Here is a 24,504-nt window from a genome sequence, read left to right on the forward strand (position 1 = left end):
CATTTGCCAAGTGTTGTTTACATCAAAGGAGTGCACAATGATCCGTAAATTAGAAATTACAACATTTGAGTTCCCAGAAAATGCAGTTATCTGGGATGTTCGTGATGCAAAAGCCTTTGCCGAAGGCCATGTAAAAGGGGCTGTAAATCAGCCTATAGATGGTTTAAGTGCTGAGAGCTTGACTCAAGTGAATTCGGATCAGTCCATTTACATTTTATGTGGTGGTGGAAGTAAAGCGCCTCGAGCTGCTGAAAAATTAGAGAGTTTAGATGATTCTCGTGATTACGTTGTACTTATGGGGGGAACACGTGCAGCACGTGATGCAGGTCTCCCATTAGAACAGGGTTCATAAAAAAGCGCCGAAAGGCGCTTTTTTATTACACATAATCAATAAAAAACAATCATGATTGAATCGGTTTAAAATAAGGTTTTTTGGCTTTTACTTTCTTTTGAAAGCGGTTTGGATTTAATTTTTGCAATAAATTTTGAGGAATCGGGCAAGCTTGATTAAGGACCAAAGCCACCAAGATTTCACTACACAAGGGCGCAAATAAAAAACCTTTAGAGCCAAGCCCAGAAAATGTATAAATCTCTTTCTCAGCTTCAACTTTTCCCAGTAATGGAAAATAGTCCAGACTTTGGGCTCGTACTGAAGCACGTCCGTGCCATTCATCCACTTTGCGGAGTGATTCTGCGTATTGTGGAAACACACTGTGGATAAGTTCATAGTTATGCACATGGTCTTCAAGCAAAACTTCAGTGTCATCACGATTGGGATAAAAAGAAGCACCTAAAATCAAATGCTGCTCATCAAGCTGCATGCAGTAGCCACCATAACTGTAGGCATATTGCGGATCTAATCGGTGTTTAGCATTGTTGAGCCAACTGACTTGTCCACGGATCGGTTTGAGTATCGGGAACTGCTCAAAAAAAGCATGGCTTTCCTTGGCACAACAGACAATCACATGATTAAAATCACCAAGATCGGTGTGCTGGCTATCTTGTAGGGTTAATTGATGATGATTCGATTGAACAATACTATGAATGTGAGCATGTTTAAATTGAATCAGCGGATGTTCAATGATTTGGTCTTTGAGTTGCTGGGGATAGATTGAACCCGCTTGAGTGAGCTGTAAACTCTCAAGTGTAGTTTGTAGCTCTAAATCATCGGCTGTTTGAGTTTTGAGTAAATCTTGAGGATATTGCGCTGCTAAATCCAGTAAATGTTCAGCATTTTTTTGTGCTAATTGTTGAACAGCAATAGGACGAAAAGCCTGAAATTTTGGATAGTGCTGTAGGGCATGTTGCCAAGCCAAGGTCATTAAATGTTCCGAACTTTGCTCGATGGGGCATAATTTCGGATTTAATAAGGCCAGAGGGTTACCAGAAGCACCTGCTAAAGGCGCTGATTGGTCGTAAATCGTAACTTGATGTCCTCTTTGGGCAAATCCCCATGCGCAACTTAAACCTGCAATTCCAGCGCCAATGATGGCAATGTGGCGTTGATTTAAATTATTTTGAGTTTTCCATATTTTTTTTTGAATGTTTTGCGCTGCAAGGTCCATTGACTGTGATTGATTTTCTTCGACAGCTTGTTCAGGTGCATTCCAAATGGCTTTTAGCATTTCACGTTTATGACCAAAACCACGCGGACGTGAAATAGTGATTCCATGCTGTTTTAGACCCCGTTTAAGCACACCTGCCACGCTAAATGAGGCAAAAGTTGTTCCAAAATCTGATAGTCTGACAATATTGTTTAAAACTTTGTCTTCCCACATGTCGGGATTACAAGAGGGTGCAAATCCATCTAAAAACCATGCGTTAACTTGTTGGGCTTTAACCATCGTTGGAAATACATCATGAGCATCACCTAACCAGAGATCAATTGAAAAACGCGCTTCTGGAAAGCTTAAACGGTGACAACCAGCGATGGGCAATGGATAGTGTTGAATCAACTGATCAGAAAATTGTTGAAGTTCAGTCCAGACCTTTAACGCACGGGTTAAATCCTGTTTAGACAAGGGGAACTTCTCTACACTGATCACATGTAAGTGGCTATGATTATCTGGACGAACATTGTGCCAAAGTTGCCACAATGCCAAAATATTTAATCCTGTACCAAAGCCAGTTTCACCAACACAGAAGTATTCAAAATCATCTAAATCTGCAAGTCGTGTTGAAAGATCATTACCATTCAAAAATACGTGTCGGGTTTCAAGTAACCCGTTGTCTTTAGAAAAATAGACATCACCAAATTGTTTGGAAATTGGAACTTCAATTCCATCAATACATTGCCAGTCTAAATCGGCAGTTTGAATGGCATTTGACAAAGCAGATTACCTTTTGATAATTAAAATGAAAAAACCTGACATTTCGCAGTATCAGGTTATAGCGTGAAACTTTCTAAGTGCAAAGTCAAAGCAGTGGGCTTACCACTGACGACGACGTTTGGTATAGATATAACTTGCGATTAAAAAGCCAAGTAAAACACCAACAGCAATGGTTGCAGCACCATATAAAAACATTTGCGCACTTTGTTCACTTTGTAGAACTTGAACTTGTACACCCAGATTGTCATTTTTGAGTTGTAATTCTTGGTTCTGTGAAAGGGCTTCTAAATTGGCCTTTTCAAGTTGCTGTAAACGTGTTGCTTGGTCTTTAACCAAAGCTTTAGCTTTGGCATCTTGAGACGCTTTTTCTTTGCTAATTTGTTCAGCCGTTAACGGTTTATTTTCTTGTGCTTGCGCCTGTGTTTGGGTGCTGGAATTTGCACCTGCTACAGCAGGAATAATACTCGGTTTTGGCGGTGCAACAGGTTGGGCCGCCTGAGTAGGCGCTGCCGTCGTTGCTTGAGTCGCTGAAGATTGAGTAGGCTCAGCCGATACAACAGGTGATAAAAGTACAAAAGAACTTAAAGTCAAGCTAAGTAAGCTTTGGACGACAACGCGCATTATGTTATCCCTTAGGCAATGCTTTATTGAATGGTTTAACATCAATATGACTGTAAATCCCTTCTTTTAAGAAAGGTTCGTCTTTTAACCATTCATCCAAAGCTTCACGGCTGTCAAAATCGAGAATTAAAGTACTGCCATAAAAACCTGCTTGTGGATTTTCACGATCAATCGGCATCGCGCCAGCCACTATGACACGGCCTTCAGCATCTAACTTCTCGAGTCGAGCTAAATGTTGTGGGCGTACAGCAAGACGTTTTTCTACTGTACCTGCTTGATCTGTACACGTAATTACAAATAATGGCATGATATTTCTCGATTTTCTAAAACACTTTATTCATCGGTAGATTTAAAGTGTTTTCGTAATATAACAAACTGGATAATAATAAAGGAAAACATGACGATCATGTCACCAAATGCTGTAAATTCACCCCAATATTTTCCACCTGCAAATAAAAATGCGAAGAAAATATGTAAACAAGACATGACAATGAACATTGCAGCCCATGCAAAGTTTAGATTTTTCCAGCCTTTTTCAGTCAGGTTTAAAACAGGACCAAATAATCTTTGAATGAGTGGCTTCTTTTCTTTACCAAAATAGGGAGAGAGTAAGAACGCGCCAGCAAAGGCTAAATTCAAAATTGCAGCTTTCAGGCGAATATAGAAGTCATCACTCAACATTAAGGTGATTCCGCCAAAAATGACGGTCATGAACAAAACAAACCATTGTTGTTTATCCAGACGGAATTTTTGGAAAATGAATAATGCACCATAGACCACAAGCATTGAAATAATCAGACCTGTAGTTGCAACAAGAATGTTGTTGTTATTTACACCACCTGCTGAGCCGATCAATTGTAATAATGGATGATCGGTGTTTTTAGGATCAACCGTTTTGTATAAATAAAAGAAAATTATGAGGGGCACAAAGTCTAAAAGTGCTTTCATGTTAAAGTATCTAGTCTGTTCAGGTTGATGGGATAGTATAAAAGATGCAAGGCATAGATTTACATACTCACAGTAATATTTCTGATGGGACTCTGACGCCAGAGTTATTGGTTCAAGCTGCCATCGAGAAAAGCATACATACACTTGCATTGACGGACCACGATAGCATGGATGGCTTAATACAAGCTGAACAATTTGCAAAAAATCAACCAATTCAAATCATTTCAGGTGTAGAAATCTCTAGTCAATGGTCCAGACCTGAGACTAAAAAAAGTTATGGTGTGCATATTGTTGCGCTCAATATGCAAAATCCTGAACCATTACAACAGCTTTTAACGCAACAGAAGAAAATTCGTGCTGAGCGAGCCAAGCAAATCTGTGATCTGCTAATTCCTTTGATTCATCAGGATATTTATGCAGAAGTTGTGGCAAAGGTGGATGGTGAACCTGATCGGATTACTCGGACGCATATTGCCAAGACGCTTGTAGAAAAGGGTTTTGTTCAGCGCGCACAGCAGGCATTTGATAAATACATTAAGGAAGGTAAAAAAGCCTATGTAAAATTTGATGGTTTAGGTTTGGCAGAAACCATTCAGGTGATTCATGAAAGTCAAGGTTTTGCAGTATTGGCACACCCAACACGTTATGATCTATCAGCAACAAATACCCGTTATTTAATTGAAATCTTTGCACAATATGGTGGTGATGCTGTTGAGCTTCCACCCGCAATGGAACCCGCTTCAACACGACAAATGGTTGATCGAATGATTGCTGAATATGGTTTAAAAGTCTCTGTGGGGAGTGATTTTCATGGTGATAATATGCCTTGGATTAAATTAGGCAATATTCCACGCGTCAAAGAAGGGCAAGTAGGGATTTGGGAGAGTTTCCGATAATACACCGTGATGATGTATTCAAATACTTAGATTTTGAATGAGATCTGTTTTTGAAAGGCATCTCATTTAAATGAAACAAAAAATCCCTCTAGAGCAGAGGGATTTGGGGTTGATTATAAAATCAACTTTCTTTAACAGTATAAGGGTTTTCAAAGCCTAGTTTTTTCAAGATTTCAATTTCGAGTGCTTCCATTTCTTCAGCATCATCATCAGAAGTTTCATGATCATAACCCATTAAATGTAAGGTGCCATGAACCAGCATATGAGTGAAATGCTCAATCGGTGTTTTTTGTTGTTCAATCGACTCTTGTAAAACCACGGGGATGCAAATGACTAAATCACCGATGGGTAATGCATCGAGCATGGGTAAAACTTCTTCTGGAATCTCACTTGGAAAAGACAATACATTGGTGGGTTTGTCTTTTTCACGATATTCAAAATTTAATTTGTGACTTTCATCTTCATCAACACACGCAATTCCGATTTCACAATCTTGGTCTACATCAATATGACGTAGTGTTGTTTCAATGACTTTTTTTACATAGACACGTTTGAGCACCAATTCTGGTGCTTCAAACGCTTGTTGTAACGATAAGCTAAGTTTCAAAAACAGTCCTTAAACATTTTCCTGATTTGCAGCAGTATGTTCTTCATGTTGAGCATCTGCGGCAGAATCATTTTCAGAAATTAAGGCTTCTTGACGTGCTTTACGTTCTGCACGTGCTTCAGCACTTAAACGGTATTGTTCACTGTCCCATCCTTCATAAGCCTCTACAATTTTTTGTACCAGCTGGTGACGAACGACATCACGGGAATGGAAGCGAGTGATGTGAATTTCTTTGATCTTTTCGATAATACGCAATGCGTGAGCAAGACCCGATTGTTGCCCGCGTGGTAAATCGACCTGTGTAATATCCCCAGTGATCACTGCACGAGAACCAAAACCTAAACGGGTCAAAAACATCTTCATCTGTTCAGGGGTGGTGTTTTGTGCCTCATCGAGAATTACAAAGGAATGATTTAATGTACGACCACGCATATAAGCAAGCGGTGCAACTTCAATCACTTGGCGCTCAATCAGTTTTGCAACTTTTTCAAAACCAAGCATTTCATATAACGCATCATATAGCGGGCGTAGATATGGGTCGATCTTTTGGCTTAAATCACCCGGCAAGAAACCGAGTTTTTCCCCAGCTTCAACAGCAGGGCGAACCAAAAGGATACGTTGAATTTCATTACGTTCTAGCATATCTACCGCAGCAGCGACTGCAAGATAGGTTTTACCTGTACCTGCAGGGCCGATCCCGAAAGAAATATCGCTTTGTAGAATACGTTGTACATAACGTTTTTGATTGGCACCACGAGGGTTGATTCGGCCTTTACGCGTTTGCAACCAGACGTCATCTAAACCGGTATGCTCATTGTCTGAAAGGTCGTCTTGTAACTCACGGTCAGTTTGGCTGCCTTGAATCATCAAATGAATCGTATCAGCACTGATTTGCTGAGAGAGTTCAGCTTCTGCATGCAAACGCTGCAATAAACCTTCAGCTCTCTCAACTGCTTCTAAATCACCATCGATATAGAAGTTATCGTTGCGATGAGAAATGTTGACATTTAAACGTTGTTCGATTTGTTTCAGATGACCGTTATAAGCACCTAACATGCTTTTTAAACGTTCAACTGAAATACCTGGAAAAGCTACTGTACGTCGAATCGCTGCAGTCAAGAGATATCCTTTTTAAAGTAAAGTCTATACCCTTACATTACGCCACGTCAGGCTCAAGATTCAAGAGTTCTCCATAAACTAAATTTAGGGTCTTAATCTCTGTAACCTCAATCTCTGCAAAGCGTCCGACCCAAGAGGCGTCACCTACAAATGTTACTAAACGTGTATTGTCAGCTGTACCGACCAATAAATTTGGATCTTTATTGGAAACATTTTCAACCAGTACACGTTGAATGGTGCCTAACATCGCATCGGTTTTACGAATACTTGATTGCTTAATCCAGTGTTGAACTTTGGCTAAACGTTCTTTCTTGACTGCATCAGAGGTGTCATCAGGTAATTCAGACGCTGGTGTACCAGGACGTTTTGAATAAACAAAACTATAAGAATGATCAAAGTCTAAATCTTGGATAAACTGATAGGTTTCTTCAAAATGTGCATCAGTTTCACCAGGGAAGCCGATGATGAAATCTGAAGATAAATGCATATCTGGACGAGCTTTACGCAGTTTGGCAATTTTTTCGATATAGACATCAATGGTGTGGTTACGCTTCATCGCTTGTAACACATCATTTGAGCCACTTTGTACTGGTAAATGCAGATGTGAAACCATTTGTGGTAGGTCACGGTAGCACTGAATCAAATCTTCATTAAATTCGAGCGGATGTGAGGTTGTATAACGTAAACGACCGATTCCTGGAATTTCTGCAACCAAACGTAATAAATCTGCAAAGGTACAAATTTCACCTTCAAAAGTTTCACCACGATAGCCGTTTACATTTTGTCCTAAAAGGCTGATTTCGCGAACGCCTTTTTCAGCCAAACCAGCGATTTCTGCCAAGACATCATCCAAAGGACGAGAAACTTCTTCACCGCGAGTATAGGGAACCACACAGAAAGAACAGTATTTCGAGCAACCTTCCATGATTGAAACAAATGCTTTGTAACCTTCAACACGCGGTTCAGGTAAAAAGTCGAATTTTTCAATATCAGGGAATGAAATATCTACGAGTTTAATTTTGTCTTTCTTCGGCTTTTCAATTTGCTCAACATGCTGATCTAGCATTTGCGGTAAACGGTGCAAGGTTTGAGGGCCAAAAACCATATCGACATACGGTGCACGTTTTTGAATATTGTCGCCTTCTTGAGAAGCAACACATCCACCAACACCGATGACGAGATCAGGATTTTTTTCTTTTAATTTGCGCCAGCGACCCAACTCAGAAAATACTTTTTCTTGGGCTTTTTCTCGAATTGAGCAGGTATTCATTAACAGGATATCTGCGTCACTTGGATCTTTGGTTAAAATATAACCGTGTGAGTCACCTAAAAGATCTGCCATACGATGACTGTCATACTCATTCATCTGACACCCTTGCGTTTCGATATACAGTTTTTTTACTGCACCGTCGGCTGGGGTGTGCTGTGGCTGGGTTACAGTGTTTTCTGAGGCAGCTTTGGCACCATTGGGAATGAAGGTTTGAACCGTCATGGAGGCGTCTTTCCTATGAATAAAGGGAATTTTGAATGTGTACTAAGCCTGCTATTTTAACAGACTCATAAAAGGCGCGCCATTTTATAGCATTTAGAGTGAACTCAGGAAAATATTTAGCGGCTATTGCCATTTATTGGATTGTAGGGCATTGAAAATGAAAATTATGAAGAAAAAATAGAGAACAATATTAATGATGAATCATAAGGTTACATAACACAACAGTAGAAATGGATTAGAATAATTAAACTAGGCACAAATAAGTGCATCAGTATGTTAAAGGCACATCATGCAGGTTGAGAGAAAAACGGTGTTAAAGCAGCAACTTAAGCAAAATAAATTAAAACTTTACCTTTTAGGAACAGTTGCATGTACAAGCCTGCAAGTGGCCCATGCTGCTGAAGAGCAGTTTAATGATGCTTTACGTAATGCAAATAATCCAAGTGCTTTAGAACAATATCGTTCTTCAATGCAAAATGATGCTTTGGGCTATTATCCTGAGTATTGGTCACTGAATTCAAATCTCGCTTTTCAACCTTCTGCAAATATTATTAGCTTTGCGCAACGTTATCCTCAATCGGCGATGGCGGAAAAGTTAGCTGCGGATTATGTCGAAGAGAAGGTTAAACAAGCAGATTACGCCAGCGCGCAACCTGTATTGCAATATGTCTCTAATCCAGATCAAGCAGAACGTTGTGCTGTTGCTCAAGTTCGTGCGAAAACTGGTGACGTTTTGGTCTATGCTGAATTTAAAGATGTTTGGTTGGCAACCAACTCTCAACCTGAATCATGCAATGGTTTAGGCCGCATGATGCTTAGTAGCCCACTCATGACCGCACAAGATCGCCAACAACGATTATATGCACAACTGAGAGCAGGGCAGTCTGGTCTAGCCATCGCTACCGCACAAACGATTGGCGTTAATTTATCGTTAACCCAATTGAACCAAATCCAAGCCAATCCATTAAATTATTTATGGTCTGCACCAAAAAATAATGTAGAAGATTATGCTTATTTGGTTTATGCACTGGGTCGTGCAGCAGATACGGATTTAACCAGCGCTTTACAGTCAGTACCAAAGTTGGTTCAGGGTGTACCAGCGGATGTGCAAAAATATATTTATCGTACTGTCGGTTATATCGGCGGAACGACCGTTATGAAAAATAATTTTAATCGTGAAGTACTGCAAAATTTTGATGCAAGCTATGGTGCGCCATTCAGTGCAGAAGAAGCAGAAGTTTATGCACGACAAGCCATTCGATTTGGGGCTTGGGAAAGTGTGATTCGTGCAATAGACAGTATGAGCGTGACACAAAAGCAAGAAGACCGTTGGCAATATTGGTTGGCACGTGCTTCAGAACAACGCAATGATGCACAATCTAAAAGAACCGCCAAAGATATCTATCAACGATTGGCAATGTCGGGTGATGATTATCATAATTTGCTTGCCAAAGATCATTTGGGGCAAAAATATAATGATAGCCCTGCCAGAGAACAGCCTTCAACTGATGACCAACAACGCTTAAATAGCGATATTCATTTCCGTCGTGCATTTACTTTACGAAATATTAATGCGCCTGCAACTTATACCAATAGGGAATGGAACTGGGCGGTACGTCAGGCATACTTAAAACATGATGATGGGTTGCTGCTTGCTGCGGCAAAACGTGCAACTGATATGGGCTGGTATGATCGTGCAATTTATGCGGCAGAACGTACTGAGAAAAAACATAACTATGTTTATCGTTATGCCACACCTCATCAGTCGTTGGTGGTGAGTCATAGCCGTAATGCGGGTATTGATCCAGCTTGGGCCTATGGTTTAATGCGCCAAGAAAGTCGTTTTGTGACTGCTGCTCGCTCACATGTTGGTGCAGGTGGTTTGATGCAAATCATGCCAGGCACTGCAAAGTTGGTGGCAAAACAAATGGGTGAAACTTATAATCCTGCTGCACTCAGTGATGCCAATACCAATATTCGCTATGGTACTTTCTATCTGTCGATGATTCATGGTCAATTAAGCAGTAATCCTGTCTTGGCAACCGCAGGGTATAATGCTGGGCCAAATCGCGCGAAACGTTGGCAGCCAGATTATCAAAATCTTTCAGCAGATCAATATACAGAATCTATTCCTCTGAATGAAACACGTGACTATGTCAAAAATGTGATGACCAATGCAGCACATTATGGAATCTTGTTGGGACAAGGGCCTCAAGCGATTGAAAGTCGTATGCCTGTTATTCCAACCCGTGTTTCACAATAAAACTATTTGGACTTGGATGAAACTTTGTTGGTAAATCAATGATTTTCAAAATTTTGCGTAAATTGAAACAATCTTGCTTAGCATGGAGCTTATGCTTTGCGGGATTGTTTGGGCTCAATGTGCAGTTACATGCTGCACCGCAATTACAAGGCTATGTCATGCAAGTCCAGTTGACACCTGCTGTCTGTGCACTTGATTCTTCAAAACAAAAGCAACGCAAATGTCTCGAAGGTTATTCATTGACCATCACAGGTCTGTTGCCTGAAACGACAGAGCGGAATTGCACCACCAATACATCTGCAAGTTTGACCCCTTTACAAGCTAAGGTGGTTGCACGGGTAATGCCTGAGGAAAATGCACGTATTCAATTGTGGCGTAGCGTGGGTGGCTGTGTTCCAATGAATGCGAGTCAATATTTTAGAACTGTGATTAATTTAGCAGATCGTTTGAAAATTCCTGCAGATTTAACCAGCTCTGAAAACAAGAATGTGCAACATAATGCGTTAAAAACTCAATTTGTTAGATTAAACCCGGGAATGAATAACGACAGTATCCGTTTTACTTGTCAAAGTTCATCATCAAACCCAGTGTTAACCGAGGTTCAAGTGTGTTATCGGGTCAATGGTCAGTATAAACAATGTTCAAATCACATTGTTTCAAACTGCCCAAATACATTCTCGATCAAAGGGACTTATTAGTTCTTCTGAGGAATTTTATTTATATTTCCTATCATACTTTTGTTGAAAAGCATTCTCTTTTACATGCAACTGTTAAAGGATTGGAGTACAATCTTTGCCGTTTATGATAATTCGATTAAAACGGATTTAACCGTTTAATCACATTAACGATCCTCATTGGAGATAATTACATGAAGCAACCTGTTCGCGTTGCCGTTACTGGCGCAGCTGGTCAAATCGGTTACAGCTTATTATTCCGTATCGCTAGCGGTGAAATGCTTGGTAAAGACCAACCCGTTATTTTGCAATTGTTAGAAGTTCCATTTGAGAAAGCTCAAGCTGCGCTTAAAGGCGTAATGATGGAATTAGATGACTGTGCTTTCCCATTATTGGCTGGCATGATCGGTACTGATGATCCAAAAGTTGCATTTAAAGATGCTGACTACGCGTTATTGGTTGGTTCACGTCCACGCGGTCCTGGTATGGAACGTGCTGACTTGTTGAAAGTGAACGGTGAAATCTTCATTGGTCAAGGTCAAGCACTTAACGAAGTTGCGAGCCGTGACGTTAAAGTACTTGTTGTAGGTAACCCTGCAAATACAAATGCTTATATCGCAATGAAATCTGCTCCAGATCTTCCAGCGAAGAACTTTACAGCAATGTTACGTCTTGACCACAACCGTGCGTTGACTCAAATTGCTCAAAAAGCGGGTGTTGCTGTAGCGGATATCAAAAACCTTACAGTTTGGGGTAACCACTCTCCAACAATGTATGCGGATTACCGTTTTGCAACTGCAAATGGCGTAAGCTTAAAAGACAAAATCAACGATGCTGATTGGAACGCAAACGTATTCCTTCCAACTGTTGGTAAACGTGGTGCTGCAATCATCGAAGCGCGTGGTCTTTCTTCTGCTGCTTCTGCTGCAAATGCTGCGATCGATCATATGCGTGATTGGGCACTTGGCACCAATGGCGAATGGGTAACAATGGGTATTCCTTCTGACGGTTCTTATGGAATTCCTGAAGGTGTGATGTACGGTGTTCCTGTAATTTGTGAAAATGGCGAATACACCCGTGTTGAAGGTTTAGAAATTGATGCATTCAGCCGTGAACGTATGGACAAAACTCTTCAAGAACTTGAAGAAGAGCGCGCAGCTATTGCTGATATGCTTAAATAATTAAAAATTAATCTTTTAAAGATTAATTTTGAAAAAGCACTCTATTTTGAGTGCTTTTTTTATGCTTCAAATCAAACATCTTGAGAATCGATAATTTATATTAAGCCAACATTTGTTTGTTTTTTAATCACAAATTGAAACAAGAAAATTAAAATCTAGACTATCTTTTAAAATTATTTTCTTATAAGTTAATTGAATAAAAGATGACAAATAAATTTATATAAGGAGGCAATATGCTCAGGACGAACACACCATCCTTAGAATTACTATTTTCTCAACTTGGTTTGGCAAATAGTCCCGCAGCAATTGAGCTATATGTACGCACTCATCAATTGCCAGCAAATCTTTCATTACATGAAGCGCCGTTTTGGAATAAATCTCAACGTGACTTATTAATTAGTCACTTGATACAAGATGATGATTGGGCAATTTGGATTGACGAGTTAAACCAACAATTACATCTAGATGCGTATAAGCTAACAGCCTAATGATTTAGTTTCCCCCAGAGCAACAAAAAAGATGGCCGTTATGGCCATCTTTTCTATTTTGTATCGATCAAATTAGTATTGATCAAAACGAATAACAAATTGAGTCATTTTGAATGGGCATAGCACTGATCAATGTAATTTAGACTGAATCATTTGACTAAACCAAGCTTCATTGCGAACAGGTCTAAATGCAGTGTGTTGTTGCAGTAAGGTTAAATCAAAATCAGTTGTCTTGATATATTTACTCAGCCAGTGACGAGTCAATGCAAATTCATTTTTACTGACTGAGGCATAAGCCAACATAAAGTAAATATCAGCATGATGATGTTGTGCCAATGGTTTTAAAATCTGCTGCGTAATCAAGGCATAACGTGATTCTTTGGTCAATTCAAAGTAAATCATATAGGCTTTGGCCAAATGCAAAGAAAGCTGAATGTAGACTGACATTGGCATTTCTTCATATTCAAATCGCGCAGTTTCAAGTAAAACAATGGCTTCTTGCAAGAAATGGATTTGTTCCTGCTTTGAATGACTTTGAGTGACCAGCTGTAAGCGTAAGTCCCCACGTTCAAGTGCAAGTTCAGGTGTATTGCCTGACAAATACAATTGATCTGTTTCCCCAATGCGCGAGATGATTTGTTTTGTATTATCAAACATGTGCTGAATCCTCTGAATTTATGAAGAGTATTATGAGGTCTATTTCAATAATTTAAAGCTTGCCCTATAGATATACAGCGTTGCAAATTTGAAAACTGAGTATATTACAACACAGTATTGTCGCTTCTTAGCCATGCGGTAATTGATAATCGCTGATGTTTGGCTTCTAGCACTTCATGTAATAAATCACTTTGGAACATGGCAATACGATTAGGCTGGGGATCTATTGTATGCCAAACATTATTTTTATCCTGTAAGTGTAACTTTCCACCCCAGTCATCCTGCCATTCTTGGTGTAGATAATACACAGTAGAAATCATACGGCCATTTTTACCTTGCGGATTATCGCGATGAAGTGCATAGAATTCACCTGCGTTATAGCAGGCAAAATGTGCTTCTACATCCTGAATACCTAAATAAAATGAGTAGTTTAAAATTTGCGAGAGCTGTTTGAGTGCATCAATATGTTGTTGTGCGATCGTAAGCTCTTCATTGATCCACAAGATATGGTCGCTGCGAATATTGCTGATCACACCATTTTGAATTGCTGCTTCACGAAAGCGATTTAAATTTGAAGTACATTCTGCAACCAGTTGAAGTCCGTATTCAGCGGAGTAAGCATGATCAATAATGGTAAATCCATGTTGATCTAAATCATCAAGAATTTGATCAACATTCCATGACTTTGGGAGTAGCAGCGCTTCCATAAATTACCAAAAAATAGTGCAATAAAGATATGTTGTTATATTAGAACAAACGATGGACAGTGAAGAAATATTTTTTCGTGTTAAAATGATTATTGAACTCAGGAATTAATCGAAACATGAATTACCGTCACCATTTCCATGCAGGCAACTTTGCCGATGTCATGAAACATGTGTTATTGCTGCAACTTTTGACACGTCTAAATACTAAAGACAAACCATATCGCTATATAGATACACATGGTGGTGCAGGTAAATACGATTTATCTACTTCTGAAGCACAAAAATCAGGTGAATTCTTAACCGGTATTCATCGTCTGGTTAAGCTGGATGAGTCGATTAAACGTAATGCGCCTGAAGGTGTAAAACAATATCTTAAAATTGTTGAAGATATGCGTGCAGGTTCAGGTAAAGGCGCTTATCCAGGTTCACCATGGTTTGCACTTGAAGGCATGCGTGATATTGATAAAGCGACTATTTTTGAAATGCAGCGTGATGTGTTTCAACAATTGTATTTTAATATTCGCGATAAACGTGCGGGTTTACATGAGCGTGATGCTTATGAAGGTCTTTTGGGGGTTATTCCTCCAAAAGAAAAACGTGGTTTGGTGATGATCGACCCACCTTATGAATTAGAACGTAAAGACTTCCCGCAATTGGTCGAGTTGATTGCCACTGCACATAAAAAATGGCCAACAGGCGTATTTGCCATTTGGTATCCAATTAAAGACCGTGCCATGATTGATCGTTTTGAAAAGAAAATGATGAAAACAGGGATTCGCCGTCAGTTGGTCTGTGAAGTTTGTGTTTGGCCAGATGACACACCAGTCGGGTTGAATGGTTGTGGTTTATTGGTGATTAACCCACCTTGGAAATTCTCTAACGATGCTGATGAGGCATTGCAATGGTTGTTCCCACATTTACGTATGAGTGAAAATGGTGGACATGCTGCTGTTCGCTGGTTAGTGGGTGAATAATCCATTCGATTGGATATCAACAGAAACATGAACGATGGTGTGAATTACAAATTAAGACGAAATACATTGAGTAATTCACATCAATTTCACTTAAAAATGAATGTGATAAAATATTTAAGTGAGATATCAACAGCTCTATAAGAGCCATAGATAGGATTCAAAAAATGACAAATATAAATAAACCAGAAAGCCCAAACTCTTCTAATCAAGACCATGGATTTGATGGCATTACTTTTGAAGTGGAAGAAGAAGAGCATACCCATGAAGGGCAGAAGGTCAAACGTCGCGGAATCTATTTGTGGCCTAACCTGATTACAACATCTGCGTTGTTATCTGGCTTTTACTCGATCATTGCCAGTATGAATGGTGACTTCACTCAAGCCGTTTATGCGATATTCCTTGCAGCACTATTTGATGGTTTAGATGGTCGTGTTGCTCGTGCAATTGGTGCACAAAGTGCTTTTGGTGAACAATTCGATTCTCTTTCAGATCTCTTGGCATTTGGTGTTGCGCCAGCAATTTTGATGTATAGCTGGAGTTTGCATGATCTCGGGCGGATTGGCTTGGCTGCTTGTTTTGTTTATACCGCATGTGCTGCATTTCGTTTAGCCCGCTTTAATGTACAAATTGGTGTGGTCGATAAGCGTTATTTCATCGGTGTGGCAAGCCCATTGGCAGCAATTATTATTATTGCATGGGTATGGGTTGGACAAGATTTTACCTATATTTTTGATTTAAAAGATGTTGCGATTCAAGCGACCAATGCATTTGTTATCATTGCAGTAGGTTTGTTGATGATTTCAAATATCAAATATTATTCTTTTAAAACAGTAGACCGTAAACGTGTTCCATTCTTTGTATTGCCTATAGCAGTTTTTATCCTTGCAGCAATCACTTATAATATTCCTGTAGGGATTTTAGTCATTTCGATTATCTATGCGATTTCTGGTTTTGTGACAACATTCTTAGCGAGAAAGAATACTGTTGAATAAAATGTAAAAAGATAAAAAGGTAAGGGGGCTTGATATGCGGTTGTTTCAAGATTTCTTAGATCAGTCTAAACAGCTGAATCAAGCTCAAAAGCCTATAGAACTTTGCTGTCATCCCCCACAAGACAGATATAAAATTATTCATCAAAAATTAGTGCTTTCCAATTTACCTTCGCCGTTGCATTACCTCAATTTTTTTAGTTTGATTGGGCAGCCCAATAGTCCTGTTTTTTGCAATAACAATGAAATCTCAACAACTGCTTTAGATACAGCAACCTTACTGGTCAGCTCCAGTCCCCATATGGTGGGACAATTAAACTCATACTCAATTCAGCATGAATGCCAATTTCACATTGATGAAAATAGCAATGTGACCTATACATTTGGTCAAAAAGAAAAAGTGTTTGGAAAAATTCCTGATTTTACTATTCAAAGACAAGATGACGAATTGAGTATGAATTTAAGCATTACAACAATGCCTTTAATTTCTCATTTTATTCATTTGAAATTTGGATTTGCACAGCACTGGTCTTTGGTTGCGCATTGTAAAGGGACAATTCAATACAAAGATCAAAATTACGAAATTGAACAAAATGCTGTTTTTGAATATATGAAAACAGTGAATTTTCCTTATCTGCCTTATGCGCTGTATACATATCAATTGATTCAAGTGAATGATGATCTACAGATTATTTTTATGCATAGTCGTGATCAGATGAATAATATTTTACATTCACGTATCTATATTCGAGATATTCAAAACAATGAAACAAAAATGCTTGATCGACAGGTCTGTTTCAATATTCATCGGGTGTTCCCTAAAGTCACAACAGTAAATCATCAGGAGATGTATTTACCACGCGAGTTTGAATGGCAATATCAAGATGAAAATACCAAAATTGATATTCAAGCACAAAGCCGTGGTGATTATAAATTTGGCTTAGCTGCAGGTTATGTTGGAAGTTTTGTTTATCAGCTACATCTCAATGATGAATATTATCAAGGTGAGGGTGGTTACTGTGAATATATAGATTGTCGCCCTTTAAAATGGCAGGAAATAGATAAAGACAATAAATTATCAAATAAATCGAGCAGTCCTGTGCTGATTATGCTTAAAAAATAGACCAAAAAACGGAAATAAGGCCAATTTAGAAGAATAAATAAGCAAGTGATAGATAAAATGAAAAATAATTAAAAAAAGGGGTTGTGTTGGTTAGGGAATGCTGTAGAATGCACATCCATCGGCGGTGATGTTAAATAAAACTTCTGATAAATCAGGCACTTGATTAAGTTGTTAAGATTTCGAATTGAGATTTTAAGATGAGGTTAGAGTTGGGTTTGTTAGAAAAAATAATTAACATTATTGATTGACTTTTTAGAGATAGAGAGTAGTATAGCCGACCTAGCTTGATGCTGACGAAGCATTGAGAAGATCATTAAGAGAATATGAAGAACAACTTGTGTGGATTTTTACTGATTGATTGATCGAAATATTATCATTGATTGATTGGTTTAAATTACTCGAAGTTTATTTGAGAGAATTTGTCAGTACATTGATGAGCCAGAATTGTGACCTTAAGTCACTAATGATTTTTAACTGAAGAGTTTGATCATGGCTCAGATTGAACGCTGGCGGCAGGCTTAACACATGCAAGTCGAGCGGGGAAGGTTGCTTCGGTAACTGACCTAGCGGCGGACGGGTGAGTAATACTTAGGAATCTGCCTATTAATGGGGGACAACATCTCGAAAGGGATGCTAATACCGCATACGCCCTACGGGGGAAAGCAGGGGATCACTTGTGACCTTGCGTTAATAGATGAGCCTAAGTCGGATTAGCTAGTTGGTGGGGTAAAGGCCTACCAAGGCGACGATCTGTAGCGGGTCTGAGAGGATGATCCGCCACACTGGGACTGAGACACGGCCCAGACTCCTACGGGAGGCAGCAGTGGGGAATATTGGACAATGGGGGGAACCCTGATCCAGCCATGCCGCGTGTGTGAAGAAGGCCTTATGGTTGTAAAGCACTTTAAGCGAGGAGGAGGCTCTCTTGGTTAATACCCAAGATGAGTGGACGTTACTCGCAGAATAAGCACCGGCTAACTCTGTGCCAGCAGCCGCGGTAATACAGAGGGTGCGAGCGTTAATCGGATTTACTGGGCGTAAAGCGTGCGTAGGCGGCTTTTTAAGTCGGATGTGAAATCCCCGAGCTTAACTTGGGAATTGCATTCGATACTGGGAAGCTAGAGTATGGGAGAGGATGGTAGAATTCCAGGTGTAGCGGTGAAATGCGTAGAGATCTGGAGGAATACCGATGGCGAAGGCAGCCATCTGGCCTAATACTGACGCTGAGGTACGAAAGCATGGGGAGCAAACAGGATTAGATACCCTGGTAGTCCATGCCGTAAACGATGTCTACTAGCCGTTGGGGCCTTTGAGGCTTTAGTGGCGCAGCTAACGCGATAAGTAGACCGCCTGGGGAGTACGGTCGCAAGACTAAAACTCAAATGAATTGACGGGGGCCCGCACAAGCGGTGGAGCATGTGGTTTAATTCGATGCAACGCGAAGAACCTTACCTGGTCTTGACATAGTAAGAACTTTCCAGAGATGGATTGGTGCCTTCGGGAACTTACATACAGGTGCTGCATGGCTGTCGTCAGCTCGTGTCGTGAGATGTTGGGTTAAGTCCCGCAACGAGCGCAACCCTTTTCCTTATTTGCCAGCACTTCGGGTGGGAACTTTAAGGATACTGCCAGTGACAAACTGGAGGAAGGCGGGGACGACGTCAAGTCATCATGGCCCTTACGACCAGGGCTACACACGTGCTACAATGGTCGGTACAAAGGGTTGCTACCTAGCGATAGGATGCTAATCTCAAAAAGCCGATCGTAGTCCGGATTGGAGTCTGCAACTCGACTCCATGAAGTCGGAATCGCTAGTAATCGCGGATCAGAATGCCGCGGTGAATACGTTCCCGGGCCTTGTACACACCGCCCGTCACACCATGGGAGTTTGTTGCACCAGAAGTAGGTAGTCTAACCGTAAGGAGGACGCTTACCACGGTGTGGCCGATGACTGGGGTGAAGTCGTAACAAGGTAGCCGTAGGGGAACCTGCGGCTGGATCACCTCCTTAACGAAAGATTGACGATTGGTAAGAATCCACAACAAGTTGTTCTTCATTGATGTATCTGAGGGTCTGTAGCTCAGTTGGTTAGAGCACACGCTTGATAAGCGTGGGGTCACAAGTTCAAGTCTTGTCAGACCCACCAAGTCTACTGATTGAGTTTGAATGAATTTGAAGTTCAAATTACAGAAGAGCAGATATATTAAGATCTTAAGCTGGGGACTTAGCTTAGTTGGTAGAGCGCCTGCTTTGCACGCAGGAGGTCAACGGTTCGACTCCGTTAGTCTCCACCACTATATAAAGACTAAGTGATTACAGAACTTAGTAAGCCGATAGCTTATTAAGTTCTGTGATTTATCACAGTTAACTACTCGCTGACGAGGCGGTAGTGAATCATTAACAGAATATATTTGAGTTGAAATAATTGTTTAAACTCGTTTTAGTTGATGTTAGCAAGCAATTGTTAATGTTGAATGAAATGAGCACTAGCGATAAAACTGAATCAAGCGTTTTGGTATATGAATTAAATTGAAGCTGTATGGTGATTAAGTTCACAGGCAACAAATAGAAGTGATTAAGTTCACATTGTTGATCCTCCTTGTAGGGATTAACGACTGTTTGGGGTTGTATAGTCAAGTAATTAAGTGCATGTGGTGGATGCCTTGGCAGTCAGAGGCGATGAAAGACGTAATAGCCTGCGATAAGCTTCGGGGAGGCGGCAAATATCCTGTGATCCGGAGATTTCTGAATGGGGAAACCCACTTACCATAAGGTAGGTATCGCATGATGAATACATAGTCATGCGAGGCGAACGAGGGGAAGTGAAACATCTCAGTACCCTTAGGAAAAGAAATCAATTGAGATTCCCTCAGTAGCGGCGAGCGAACGGGGATCAGCCCATTAAGTTATATGTGTTTTAGCGGAAAGCTCTGGGAAGTGCTACCGTAGAGGGTGATAGTCCCGTACACGAAAGGGCACATATAATGATGACGAGTAGGGCGAGGCACGTGAAACCTTGTCTGAATATGGGGGGACCATCCTCCAAGGCTAAATACTCCTGACTGACCGATAGTGAACCAGTACCGTGAGGGAAAGGCGAAAAGAACCCCTGTGAGGGGAGTGAAATAGATCCTGAAACCGCATGCATACAAGCAGTGGGAGCCAACTTGTTTGGTGACTGCGTACCTTTTGTATAATGGGTCAGCGACTTATATTCAGTAGCAAGGTTAACCGCATAGGGGAGCCGTAGAGAAATCGAGTCTTAATAGGGCGTTTAGTTGCTGGGTATAGACCCGAAACCGGGTGATCTATCCATGAGCAGGTTGAAGGTTGGGTAACACTAACTGGAGGACCGAACCCACTGTCGTTGAAAAGCCAGGGGATGACTTGTGGATAGGGGTGAAAGGCTAATCAAACTCGGTGATAGCTGGTTCTCCCCGAAAGCTATTTAGGTAGCGCCTCGGACGAATACCATAGGGGGTAGAGCACTGTTTCGGCTAGGGGGTCATCCCGACTTACCAAACCGATGCAAACTCCGAATACCTATGAGTACTATCCGGGAGACAGACTGCGGGTGCTAACGTCCGTAGTCAAGAGGAAAACAATCCAGACCGCCAGCTAAGGCCCCCAAATTATAGTTAAGTGGGAAACGATGTGGGAAGGCATAGACAGCTAGGAGGTTGGCTTAGAAGCAGCCACCCTTTAAAGAAAGCGTAATAGCTCACTAGTCGAGTCGGCCTGCGCGGAAGATGTAACGGGGCTAAAACTATATGCCGAAGCTGCGGATGTATACTATGTATACGTGGTAGGGGAGCGTTCTGTAAGCCGATGAAGGTGTATTGAGAAGTATGCTGGAGGTATCAGAAGTGCGAATGCTGACGTGAGTAACGACAAAACGGGTGAAAAACCCGTTCGCTGAAAGACCAAGGGTTCCAGTCCAACGTTAATCGGGGCTGGGTGAGTCGACCCCTAAGGCGAGGCCGAGAGGCGTAGTCGATGGGAAATTGGTTAATATTCCAATACTTCTGTGTAATGCGATGAGAGGACGGAGAAAGTTAAGTCAGCCTGGCGTTGGTTGTCCAGGTGAAAGGCAGTAGGCATGCATCTTAGGCAAATCCGGGGTGCTCTATGCTGAGAGCTGATAGCAAGCTAGTTTACTAGCGAAGTGGCTGATACTATGCTTCCAGGAAAAGTCTCTAAGCTTCAGTTACACAGGAATCGTACCCTAAACCGACACAGGTGGTCAGGTCGAGTAGACCAAAGCGCTTGAGAGAACTCTGCTGAAGGAACTAGGCAAAATGGTACCGTAACTTCGGGAGAAGGTACGCTGCTGACGGTGATAGGACTTGCTCCTTGAGCTATTGGCAGCCACAGAAACCAGGCCCCTGCAACTGTTTATTAAAAACATAGCACTCTGCAAACACGAAAGTGGACGTATAGGGTGTGATGCCTGCCCGGTGCTGGAAGGTTAATTGATGGGGTTAGCGTAAGCGAAGCTCTTGATCGAAGCCCCAGTAAACGGCGGCCGTAACTATAACGGTCCTAAGGTAGCGAAATTCCTTGTCGGGTAAGTTCCGACCTGCACGAATGGCATAATGATGGGGGCGCTGTCTCCAGCAGAGGCTCAGTGAAATCGAAATCGCCGTGAAGATGCGGTGTACCCGCGGCTAGACGGAAAGACCCCGTGAACCTTTACTGCAGCTTGACATTGAACTTTGATCTTACTTGTGTAGGATAGGTGGGAGGCTTTGAAGTAGTGACGCCAGTTGCTATGGAGCCATCCTTGAAATACCACCCTGGTAATATTGAGGTTCTAACTCTGTCCCGTTATCCGGGACGAGGACCATGTCTGGTGGGTAGTTTGACTGGGGCGGTCTCCTCCTAAAGAGTAACGGAGGAGTACGAAGGTGCGCTCAGCGTGGTCGGAAATCACGCGTAGAGTATAAAGGCAAAAGCGCGCTTAACTGCGAGACCCACAAGTCGAGCAGGTACGAAAGTAGGTCTTAGTGATCCGGTGGTTCTGTATGGAAGGGCCATCGCTCAACGGATAAAAGGTACTCTGGGGATAACAGGCTGATACCGCCCAAGAGTTCATATCGACGGCGGTGTTTGGCACCTCGATGTCGGCTCATCTCATCCTGGGGCTGAAGCAGGTCCCAAGGGTATGGCTGTTCGCCATTTAAAGAGGTACGCGAGCTGGGTTTAGAACGTCGTGAGACAGTTCGGTCCCTATCTACCGTGGGCGTTGGAAATTTGAGAGGATCTGCTCCTAGTACGAGAGGACCAGAGTGGACGAACCTCTGGTGTACCGGTTGTGACGCCAGTCGCATCGCCGGGTAGCTATGTTCGGAAGGGATAACCGCTGAAAGCATCTAAGCGGGAAGCCTACCTCAAGATAAGATTTCCCTAGGACTTTATGTCCTCTAAAGAGCCGTTGAAGACTACGACGTTGATAGGTTGGATGTGGAAGTGCGGTGACGCATGAAGCTGACCAATACTAATTGCTCGTGAGGCTTGACTATACAACACCCAAGCAGTTGTATACGAAGCATCATTTGATTCATAAAAGATCAAACATACTTGATTTAGTTGTAAAGCTAGTTAAACTATTCAACTCAAATGTTCTGTTAATAACTCATTTGGTACGAAGTAAGGCATTTAAATAAGACCCGAACAAGTCCATAACAGTTTGCTGGCGACAATAGCAAGAGTGAACCACCTGATCCCTTCCCGAACTCAGAAGTGAAACCTCTTAGCGCTGATGGTAGTGTGGGGTTACCCATGTGAGAGTAAGTCATCGCCAGCTTTTAAATCTAAAACACCCCGTTCTCTAGCGAGACCGGGGTGTTTTTTTATGGGTGGTGTTGATTAGCGAAATGAAAAGGAATCTGCGCAAAAAATATAAAAGCTCTATTCTTTAAAATAGAGCTTAATTTGATAGGTAAAAACGTTATTTAAGCTGTCTTCGGGCATGTTTTAATGCTGTTCTTAAGCCTTCTTCCAAGGTTGGATGATAAAAAGGTTTTGCTAATATTTCATCAATTGTCAGCTGTTCTGCAATGATCCAAGAGAGTAAGTGGGTCATATGTTCGGCAGACTCAACAAAAAGCTCAGCACCTAAGAGTTTTCTACTTTGCTGATCTACATAAACTTCAACAGCACCTTTATTTTTACCTAAAACCAATGCACGACCTTGCTTTTCATAAGAAGCAAAACCTGTAACAAATATTGTGTCTGATTTTGACAGCGTGGCAAAGTTTTGCCCAGCAATCCCCATTTCTGGACTACAGAACACGATACCTAAAGGGGATAGATTATTTAAATGTTGAATATTGGGGAAATTTAAACAACTTGAAACGACATTTCTTCCTTCATTTGCAGCCTCATGTTGTAAAGGCGTTTGGGTAAAAGCATCGCCAATAATAAATATTGGAAAATCAGCCAGTTGTTTGGTGGTGTGATGAACTGGTAATTGTTTTAAATCTGAGAATGACTGATCAATGTTTTCGAGGGACAAGGTTGATAAGTGTGTAGCACGACCAGTCGCATTTAAAATATAGTCAACCTGTATGGATTTAGATTCATTATTTTCGATAAATAATATTTCAACCCCATTTTCAAGATTTTGGATTGAATCAGGTAAAACTTCAAATTTAATATTCAGTTCTTTGGATAATTCTGCTTGAGCGATTTCTTGTAAATTAGGGCTACTAAGCACCCCCACTTTTTTGCTTCTTGCAAAAACAGTCGTATTCACGCCTAAACGATGCATCGCTTGAGCTAATTCAATTGCAATCACACCACTACCGATCACGGCGATTGACTTAGGCAAAGTCTCAAGTTCAAATACTTCATCCGAAGTGATCAGTTTATTGCTTATTTTATTTTTCCAATCCTGGTTATAGGTCGGTGTTGAGCCTACAGCAAGAATAAATGATTTAGATTGATAATGTTTTCCATCGACTTCAACTGTATTTGCATTTACAAATTTAGCTTCGCCATCAATTTTATGTGCAGCCTCCCAACTTTCTACATCTTTAAGCGTCGCCCGAGCAAAGCGATCACGTAAATCTCTGACATGTTGCATAACTTGACGTGTATCAATCTCTGCTTTCACCTCCAAAGCGACCTCATTGGCATTTTGAATGTCATACATTCGATTTGCAGTTGAAATGAGAACTTTACTTGGCATACAGCCAACACGGACACAAGTTGTATCCCATGGACCTTTATTGATAATCAGTATGTTAGATGTATATTTGATTGCTTCTTTATATGCACTAATACCCGCAGTTCCTGCGCCAATGATGATGATGTCGTACATGATATGAACCTGATTTTAAATAATAGTAATTACATTAAAAAACATTTTGAAATAGCATATTTACACATATAGATAACTATGATTACATAGCATTCAAAATAATCTACAACA

General features: G+C 41.0%; 19 protein-coding genes, 2 tRNA genes and 3 rRNA genes. 14 read left to right on the plus strand and 10 right to left on the minus strand.

The genetic code is table 11. The annotated features are described in order from the left end of the window. Positions 1–37 precede the first annotated feature (37 nt). On the plus strand, positions 38–352 hold the full coding sequence (locus tag AS4_RS02575) for a rhodanese-like domain-containing protein (RefSeq protein WP_004717980.1): 315 nt from the start codon (positions 38–40) through the stop codon (positions 350–352). Between the two features lie 49 nt (positions 353–401). On the opposite strand, the gene mnmC is transcribed toward AS4_RS02575, so the two are convergent. The 4 genes from mnmC to AS4_RS02595 all read right to left on the minus strand — a co-directional run bounded on the left by mnmC (position 402) and on the right by AS4_RS02595 (position 3,899). After that, positions 402–2,330 (minus strand): FAD-dependent 5-carboxymethylaminomethyl-2-thiouridine(34) oxidoreductase MnmC, encoded by a 1,929-nt coding sequence (gene mnmC / locus AS4_RS02580; protein ID WP_096732935.1) that lies wholly within the window; start codon positions 2,328–2,330, stop codon positions 402–404. A 99-nt stretch (positions 2,331–2,429) separates the two neighbouring features. After that, positions 2,430–2,951 (minus strand): hypothetical protein, encoded by a 522-nt coding sequence (locus tag AS4_RS02585; protein WP_004717976.1) that lies wholly within the window; start codon positions 2,949–2,951, stop codon positions 2,430–2,432. A 4-nt stretch (positions 2,952–2,955) separates the two neighbouring features. Further along, on the minus strand, positions 2,956–3,258 hold the full coding sequence (locus tag AS4_RS02590; RefSeq protein ID WP_004717974.1) for a YciI family protein: 303 nt from the start codon (positions 3,256–3,258) through the stop codon (positions 2,956–2,958). 26 nt (positions 3,259–3,284) lie between these two features. After that, entirely contained in the window at positions 3,285–3,899 is a 615-nt protein-coding gene (locus AS4_RS02595) for an inner membrane-spanning protein YciB (protein ID WP_004717972.1), read from the minus strand. Between the two features lie 44 nt (positions 3,900–3,943). Here AS4_RS02595 and AS4_RS02600 point away from each other — a divergent pair, with 44 nt between their 5' ends. Then, positions 3,944–4,795, plus strand: a complete 852-nt coding sequence (locus AS4_RS02600; RefSeq protein WP_004717971.1) for a PHP domain-containing protein — start codon at positions 3,944–3,946, stop codon at positions 4,793–4,795. A gap of 121 nt (positions 4,796–4,916) precedes the next feature. On the opposite strand, the gene ybeY is transcribed toward AS4_RS02600, so the two are convergent. Genes ybeY through miaB form a run of 3 tightly spaced genes read right to left on the minus strand, consistent with a single transcriptional unit; the run spans position 4,917 to position 8,013 of the window. After that, the gene (gene ybeY / locus AS4_RS02605; RefSeq protein ID WP_004818840.1) at positions 4,917–5,402 is read right to left on the minus strand and encodes an rRNA maturation RNase YbeY; all 486 of its coding nucleotides are present in this window, start codon (positions 5,400–5,402) and stop codon (positions 4,917–4,919) included. Between the two features lie 9 nt (positions 5,403–5,411). Further along, a complete protein-coding gene (locus AS4_RS02610) occupies positions 5,412–6,521 on the minus strand; it encodes a PhoH family protein (protein WP_004717967.1) in 1,110 nt (369 codons plus the stop codon). Positions 6,522–6,558: 37 nt separating this feature from the next. Then, the gene (gene miaB, locus AS4_RS02615; RefSeq protein ID WP_004717965.1) at positions 6,559–8,013 is read right to left on the minus strand and encodes a tRNA (N6-isopentenyl adenosine(37)-C2)-methylthiotransferase MiaB; all 1,455 of its coding nucleotides are present in this window, start codon (positions 8,011–8,013) and stop codon (positions 6,559–6,561) included. A gap of 289 nt (positions 8,014–8,302) precedes the next feature. Between miaB and AS4_RS02620 the strand changes: the two genes are divergently transcribed. The 4 genes from AS4_RS02620 (at position 8,303) to AS4_RS02635 (ending at position 12,619) form a co-directional block, all read left to right on the plus strand. Then, positions 8,303–10,276, plus strand: coding sequence for a lytic transglycosylase domain-containing protein (locus AS4_RS02620; protein ID WP_034611701.1), 1,974 nt, complete (start codon positions 8,303–8,305; stop codon positions 10,274–10,276). Between the two features lie 38 nt (positions 10,277–10,314). Next, positions 10,315–10,974 (plus strand): ribonuclease T2 family protein, encoded by a 660-nt coding sequence (locus AS4_RS02625; protein ID WP_004717962.1) that lies wholly within the window; start codon positions 10,315–10,317, stop codon positions 10,972–10,974. A 170-nt stretch (positions 10,975–11,144) separates the two neighbouring features. Continuing rightward, positions 11,145–12,131 carry a malate dehydrogenase gene (locus AS4_RS02630; RefSeq protein ID WP_004717959.1) on the plus strand — a complete coding sequence of 329 codons (987 nt, stop codon included), beginning with the start codon at positions 11,145–11,147 and terminating at the stop codon, positions 12,129–12,131. 233 nt (positions 12,132–12,364) lie between these two features. Then, entirely contained in the window at positions 12,365–12,619 is a 255-nt protein-coding gene (locus tag AS4_RS02635; protein ID WP_004818847.1) for a DUF2789 family protein, read from the plus strand. A 129-nt stretch (positions 12,620–12,748) separates the two neighbouring features. Here AS4_RS02635 and AS4_RS02640 read toward each other — a convergent pair whose 3' ends face one another. After that, entirely contained in the window at positions 12,749–13,276 is a 528-nt protein-coding gene (locus tag AS4_RS02640; RefSeq protein ID WP_004818848.1) for a hypothetical protein, read from the minus strand. Between the two features lie 104 nt (positions 13,277–13,380). Further along, a complete protein-coding gene (locus tag AS4_RS02645) occupies positions 13,381–13,983 on the minus strand; it encodes a 2OG-Fe(II) oxygenase (RefSeq protein WP_004717953.1) in 603 nt (200 codons plus the stop codon). 116 nt (positions 13,984–14,099) lie between these two features. Here AS4_RS02645 and AS4_RS02650 point away from each other — a divergent pair, with 116 nt between their 5' ends. The 8 genes from AS4_RS02650 to rrf all read left to right on the plus strand — a co-directional run bounded on the left by AS4_RS02650 (position 14,100) and on the right by rrf (position 22,875). Continuing rightward, positions 14,100–14,957 carry a 23S rRNA (adenine(2030)-N(6))-methyltransferase RlmJ gene (locus AS4_RS02650; RefSeq protein ID WP_004717951.1) on the plus strand — a complete coding sequence of 286 codons (858 nt, stop codon included), beginning with the start codon at positions 14,100–14,102 and terminating at the stop codon, positions 14,955–14,957. A gap of 164 nt (positions 14,958–15,121) precedes the next feature. After that, complete coding sequence (gene pssA, locus AS4_RS02655; RefSeq protein WP_004717950.1) at positions 15,122–15,949, plus strand: CDP-diacylglycerol--serine O-phosphatidyltransferase; 828 nt, start codon at positions 15,122–15,124, stop codon at positions 15,947–15,949. A gap of 34 nt (positions 15,950–15,983) precedes the next feature. Beyond that, positions 15,984–17,069, plus strand: a complete 1,086-nt coding sequence (locus AS4_RS02660) for a DUF6670 family protein (RefSeq protein ID WP_096732937.1) — start codon at positions 15,984–15,986, stop codon at positions 17,067–17,069. 471 nt (positions 17,070–17,540) lie between these two features. Next, positions 17,541–19,079, plus strand: a 16S ribosomal RNA gene (locus AS4_RS02670). Positions 19,080–19,138: 59 nt separating this feature from the next. After that, a tRNA-Ile gene (locus AS4_RS02675) sits at positions 19,139–19,215 on the plus strand. A gap of 72 nt (positions 19,216–19,287) precedes the next feature. Further along, positions 19,288–19,363 (plus strand) — tRNA-Ala (locus tag AS4_RS02680). 337 nt (positions 19,364–19,700) lie between these two features. Then, a 23S ribosomal RNA gene (locus AS4_RS02685) occupies positions 19,701–22,591 on the plus strand. Positions 22,592–22,760: 169 nt separating this feature from the next. Next, a 5S ribosomal RNA gene (gene rrf / locus AS4_RS02690) occupies positions 22,761–22,875 on the plus strand. Together the 16S, 23S and 5S rRNA genes with 2 tRNA genes alongside form the textbook arrangement of a ribosomal RNA operon. Before the next feature lie 144 nt (positions 22,876–23,019). Here rrf and AS4_RS02695 read toward each other — a convergent pair. After that, positions 23,020–24,393 carry a dihydrolipoyl dehydrogenase gene (locus AS4_RS02695; protein WP_096732939.1) on the minus strand — a complete coding sequence of 458 codons (1,374 nt, stop codon included), beginning with the start codon at positions 24,391–24,393 and terminating at the stop codon, positions 23,020–23,022. Between the last annotated feature and the right edge of the window lie 111 nt (positions 24,394–24,504).

This window comes from Acinetobacter guillouiae, from assembly GCF_002370525.2.
GTDB lineage: Bacteria > Pseudomonadota > Gammaproteobacteria > Pseudomonadales > Moraxellaceae > Acinetobacter > Acinetobacter guillouiae.

Bases quoted from the DNA above. Each gene is read 5' to 3' on its own strand.
- AS4_RS02575 (WP_004717980.1), top strand. From the start codon at position 38: ATGATCCGTAAATTAGAAATTACAACATTTGAGTTCCCAGAAAATGCA.
- AS4_RS02590 (WP_004717974.1), bottom strand. From the start codon at position 3,258: ATGCCATTATTTGTAATTACGTGTACAGATCAAGCAGGTACAGTAGAA.
- miaB (WP_004717965.1), bottom strand. From the start codon at position 8,013: ATGACGGTTCAAACCTTCATTCCCAATGGTGCCAAAGCTGCCTCAGAA.
- pssA (WP_004717950.1), top strand. From the start codon at position 15,122: ATGACAAATATAAATAAACCAGAAAGCCCAAACTCTTCTAATCAAGAC.
- AS4_RS02630 (WP_004717959.1), top strand. From the start codon at position 11,145: ATGAAGCAACCTGTTCGCGTTGCCGTTACTGGCGCAGCTGGTCAAATC.
- AS4_RS02585 (WP_004717976.1), bottom strand. From the start codon at position 2,951: ATGCGCGTTGTCGTCCAAAGCTTACTTAGCTTGACTTTAAGTTCTTTT.
- AS4_RS02595 (WP_004717972.1), bottom strand. From the start codon at position 3,899: ATGAAAGCACTTTTAGACTTTGTGCCCCTCATAATTTTCTTTTATTTA.
- AS4_RS02650 (WP_004717951.1), top strand. From the start codon at position 14,100: ATGAATTACCGTCACCATTTCCATGCAGGCAACTTTGCCGATGTCATG.
- AS4_RS02635 (WP_004818847.1), top strand. From the start codon at position 12,365: ATGCTCAGGACGAACACACCATCCTTAGAATTACTATTTTCTCAACTT.
- AS4_RS02625 (WP_004717962.1), top strand. From the start codon at position 10,315: ATGATTTTCAAAATTTTGCGTAAATTGAAACAATCTTGCTTAGCATGG.
- AS4_RS02600 (WP_004717971.1), top strand. From the start codon at position 3,944: ATGCAAGGCATAGATTTACATACTCACAGTAATATTTCTGATGGGACT.
- AS4_RS02695 (WP_096732939.1), bottom strand. From the start codon at position 24,393: ATGTACGACATCATCATCATTGGCGCAGGAACTGCGGGTATTAGTGCA.
- AS4_RS02645 (WP_004717953.1), bottom strand. From the start codon at position 13,983: ATGGAAGCGCTGCTACTCCCAAAGTCATGGAATGTTGATCAAATTCTT.
- AS4_RS02620 (WP_034611701.1), top strand. From the start codon at position 8,303: ATGCAGGTTGAGAGAAAAACGGTGTTAAAGCAGCAACTTAAGCAAAAT.
- AS4_RS02660 (WP_096732937.1), top strand. From the start codon at position 15,984: ATGCGGTTGTTTCAAGATTTCTTAGATCAGTCTAAACAGCTGAATCAA.
- AS4_RS02640 (WP_004818848.1), bottom strand. From the start codon at position 13,276: ATGTTTGATAATACAAAACAAATCATCTCGCGCATTGGGGAAACAGAT.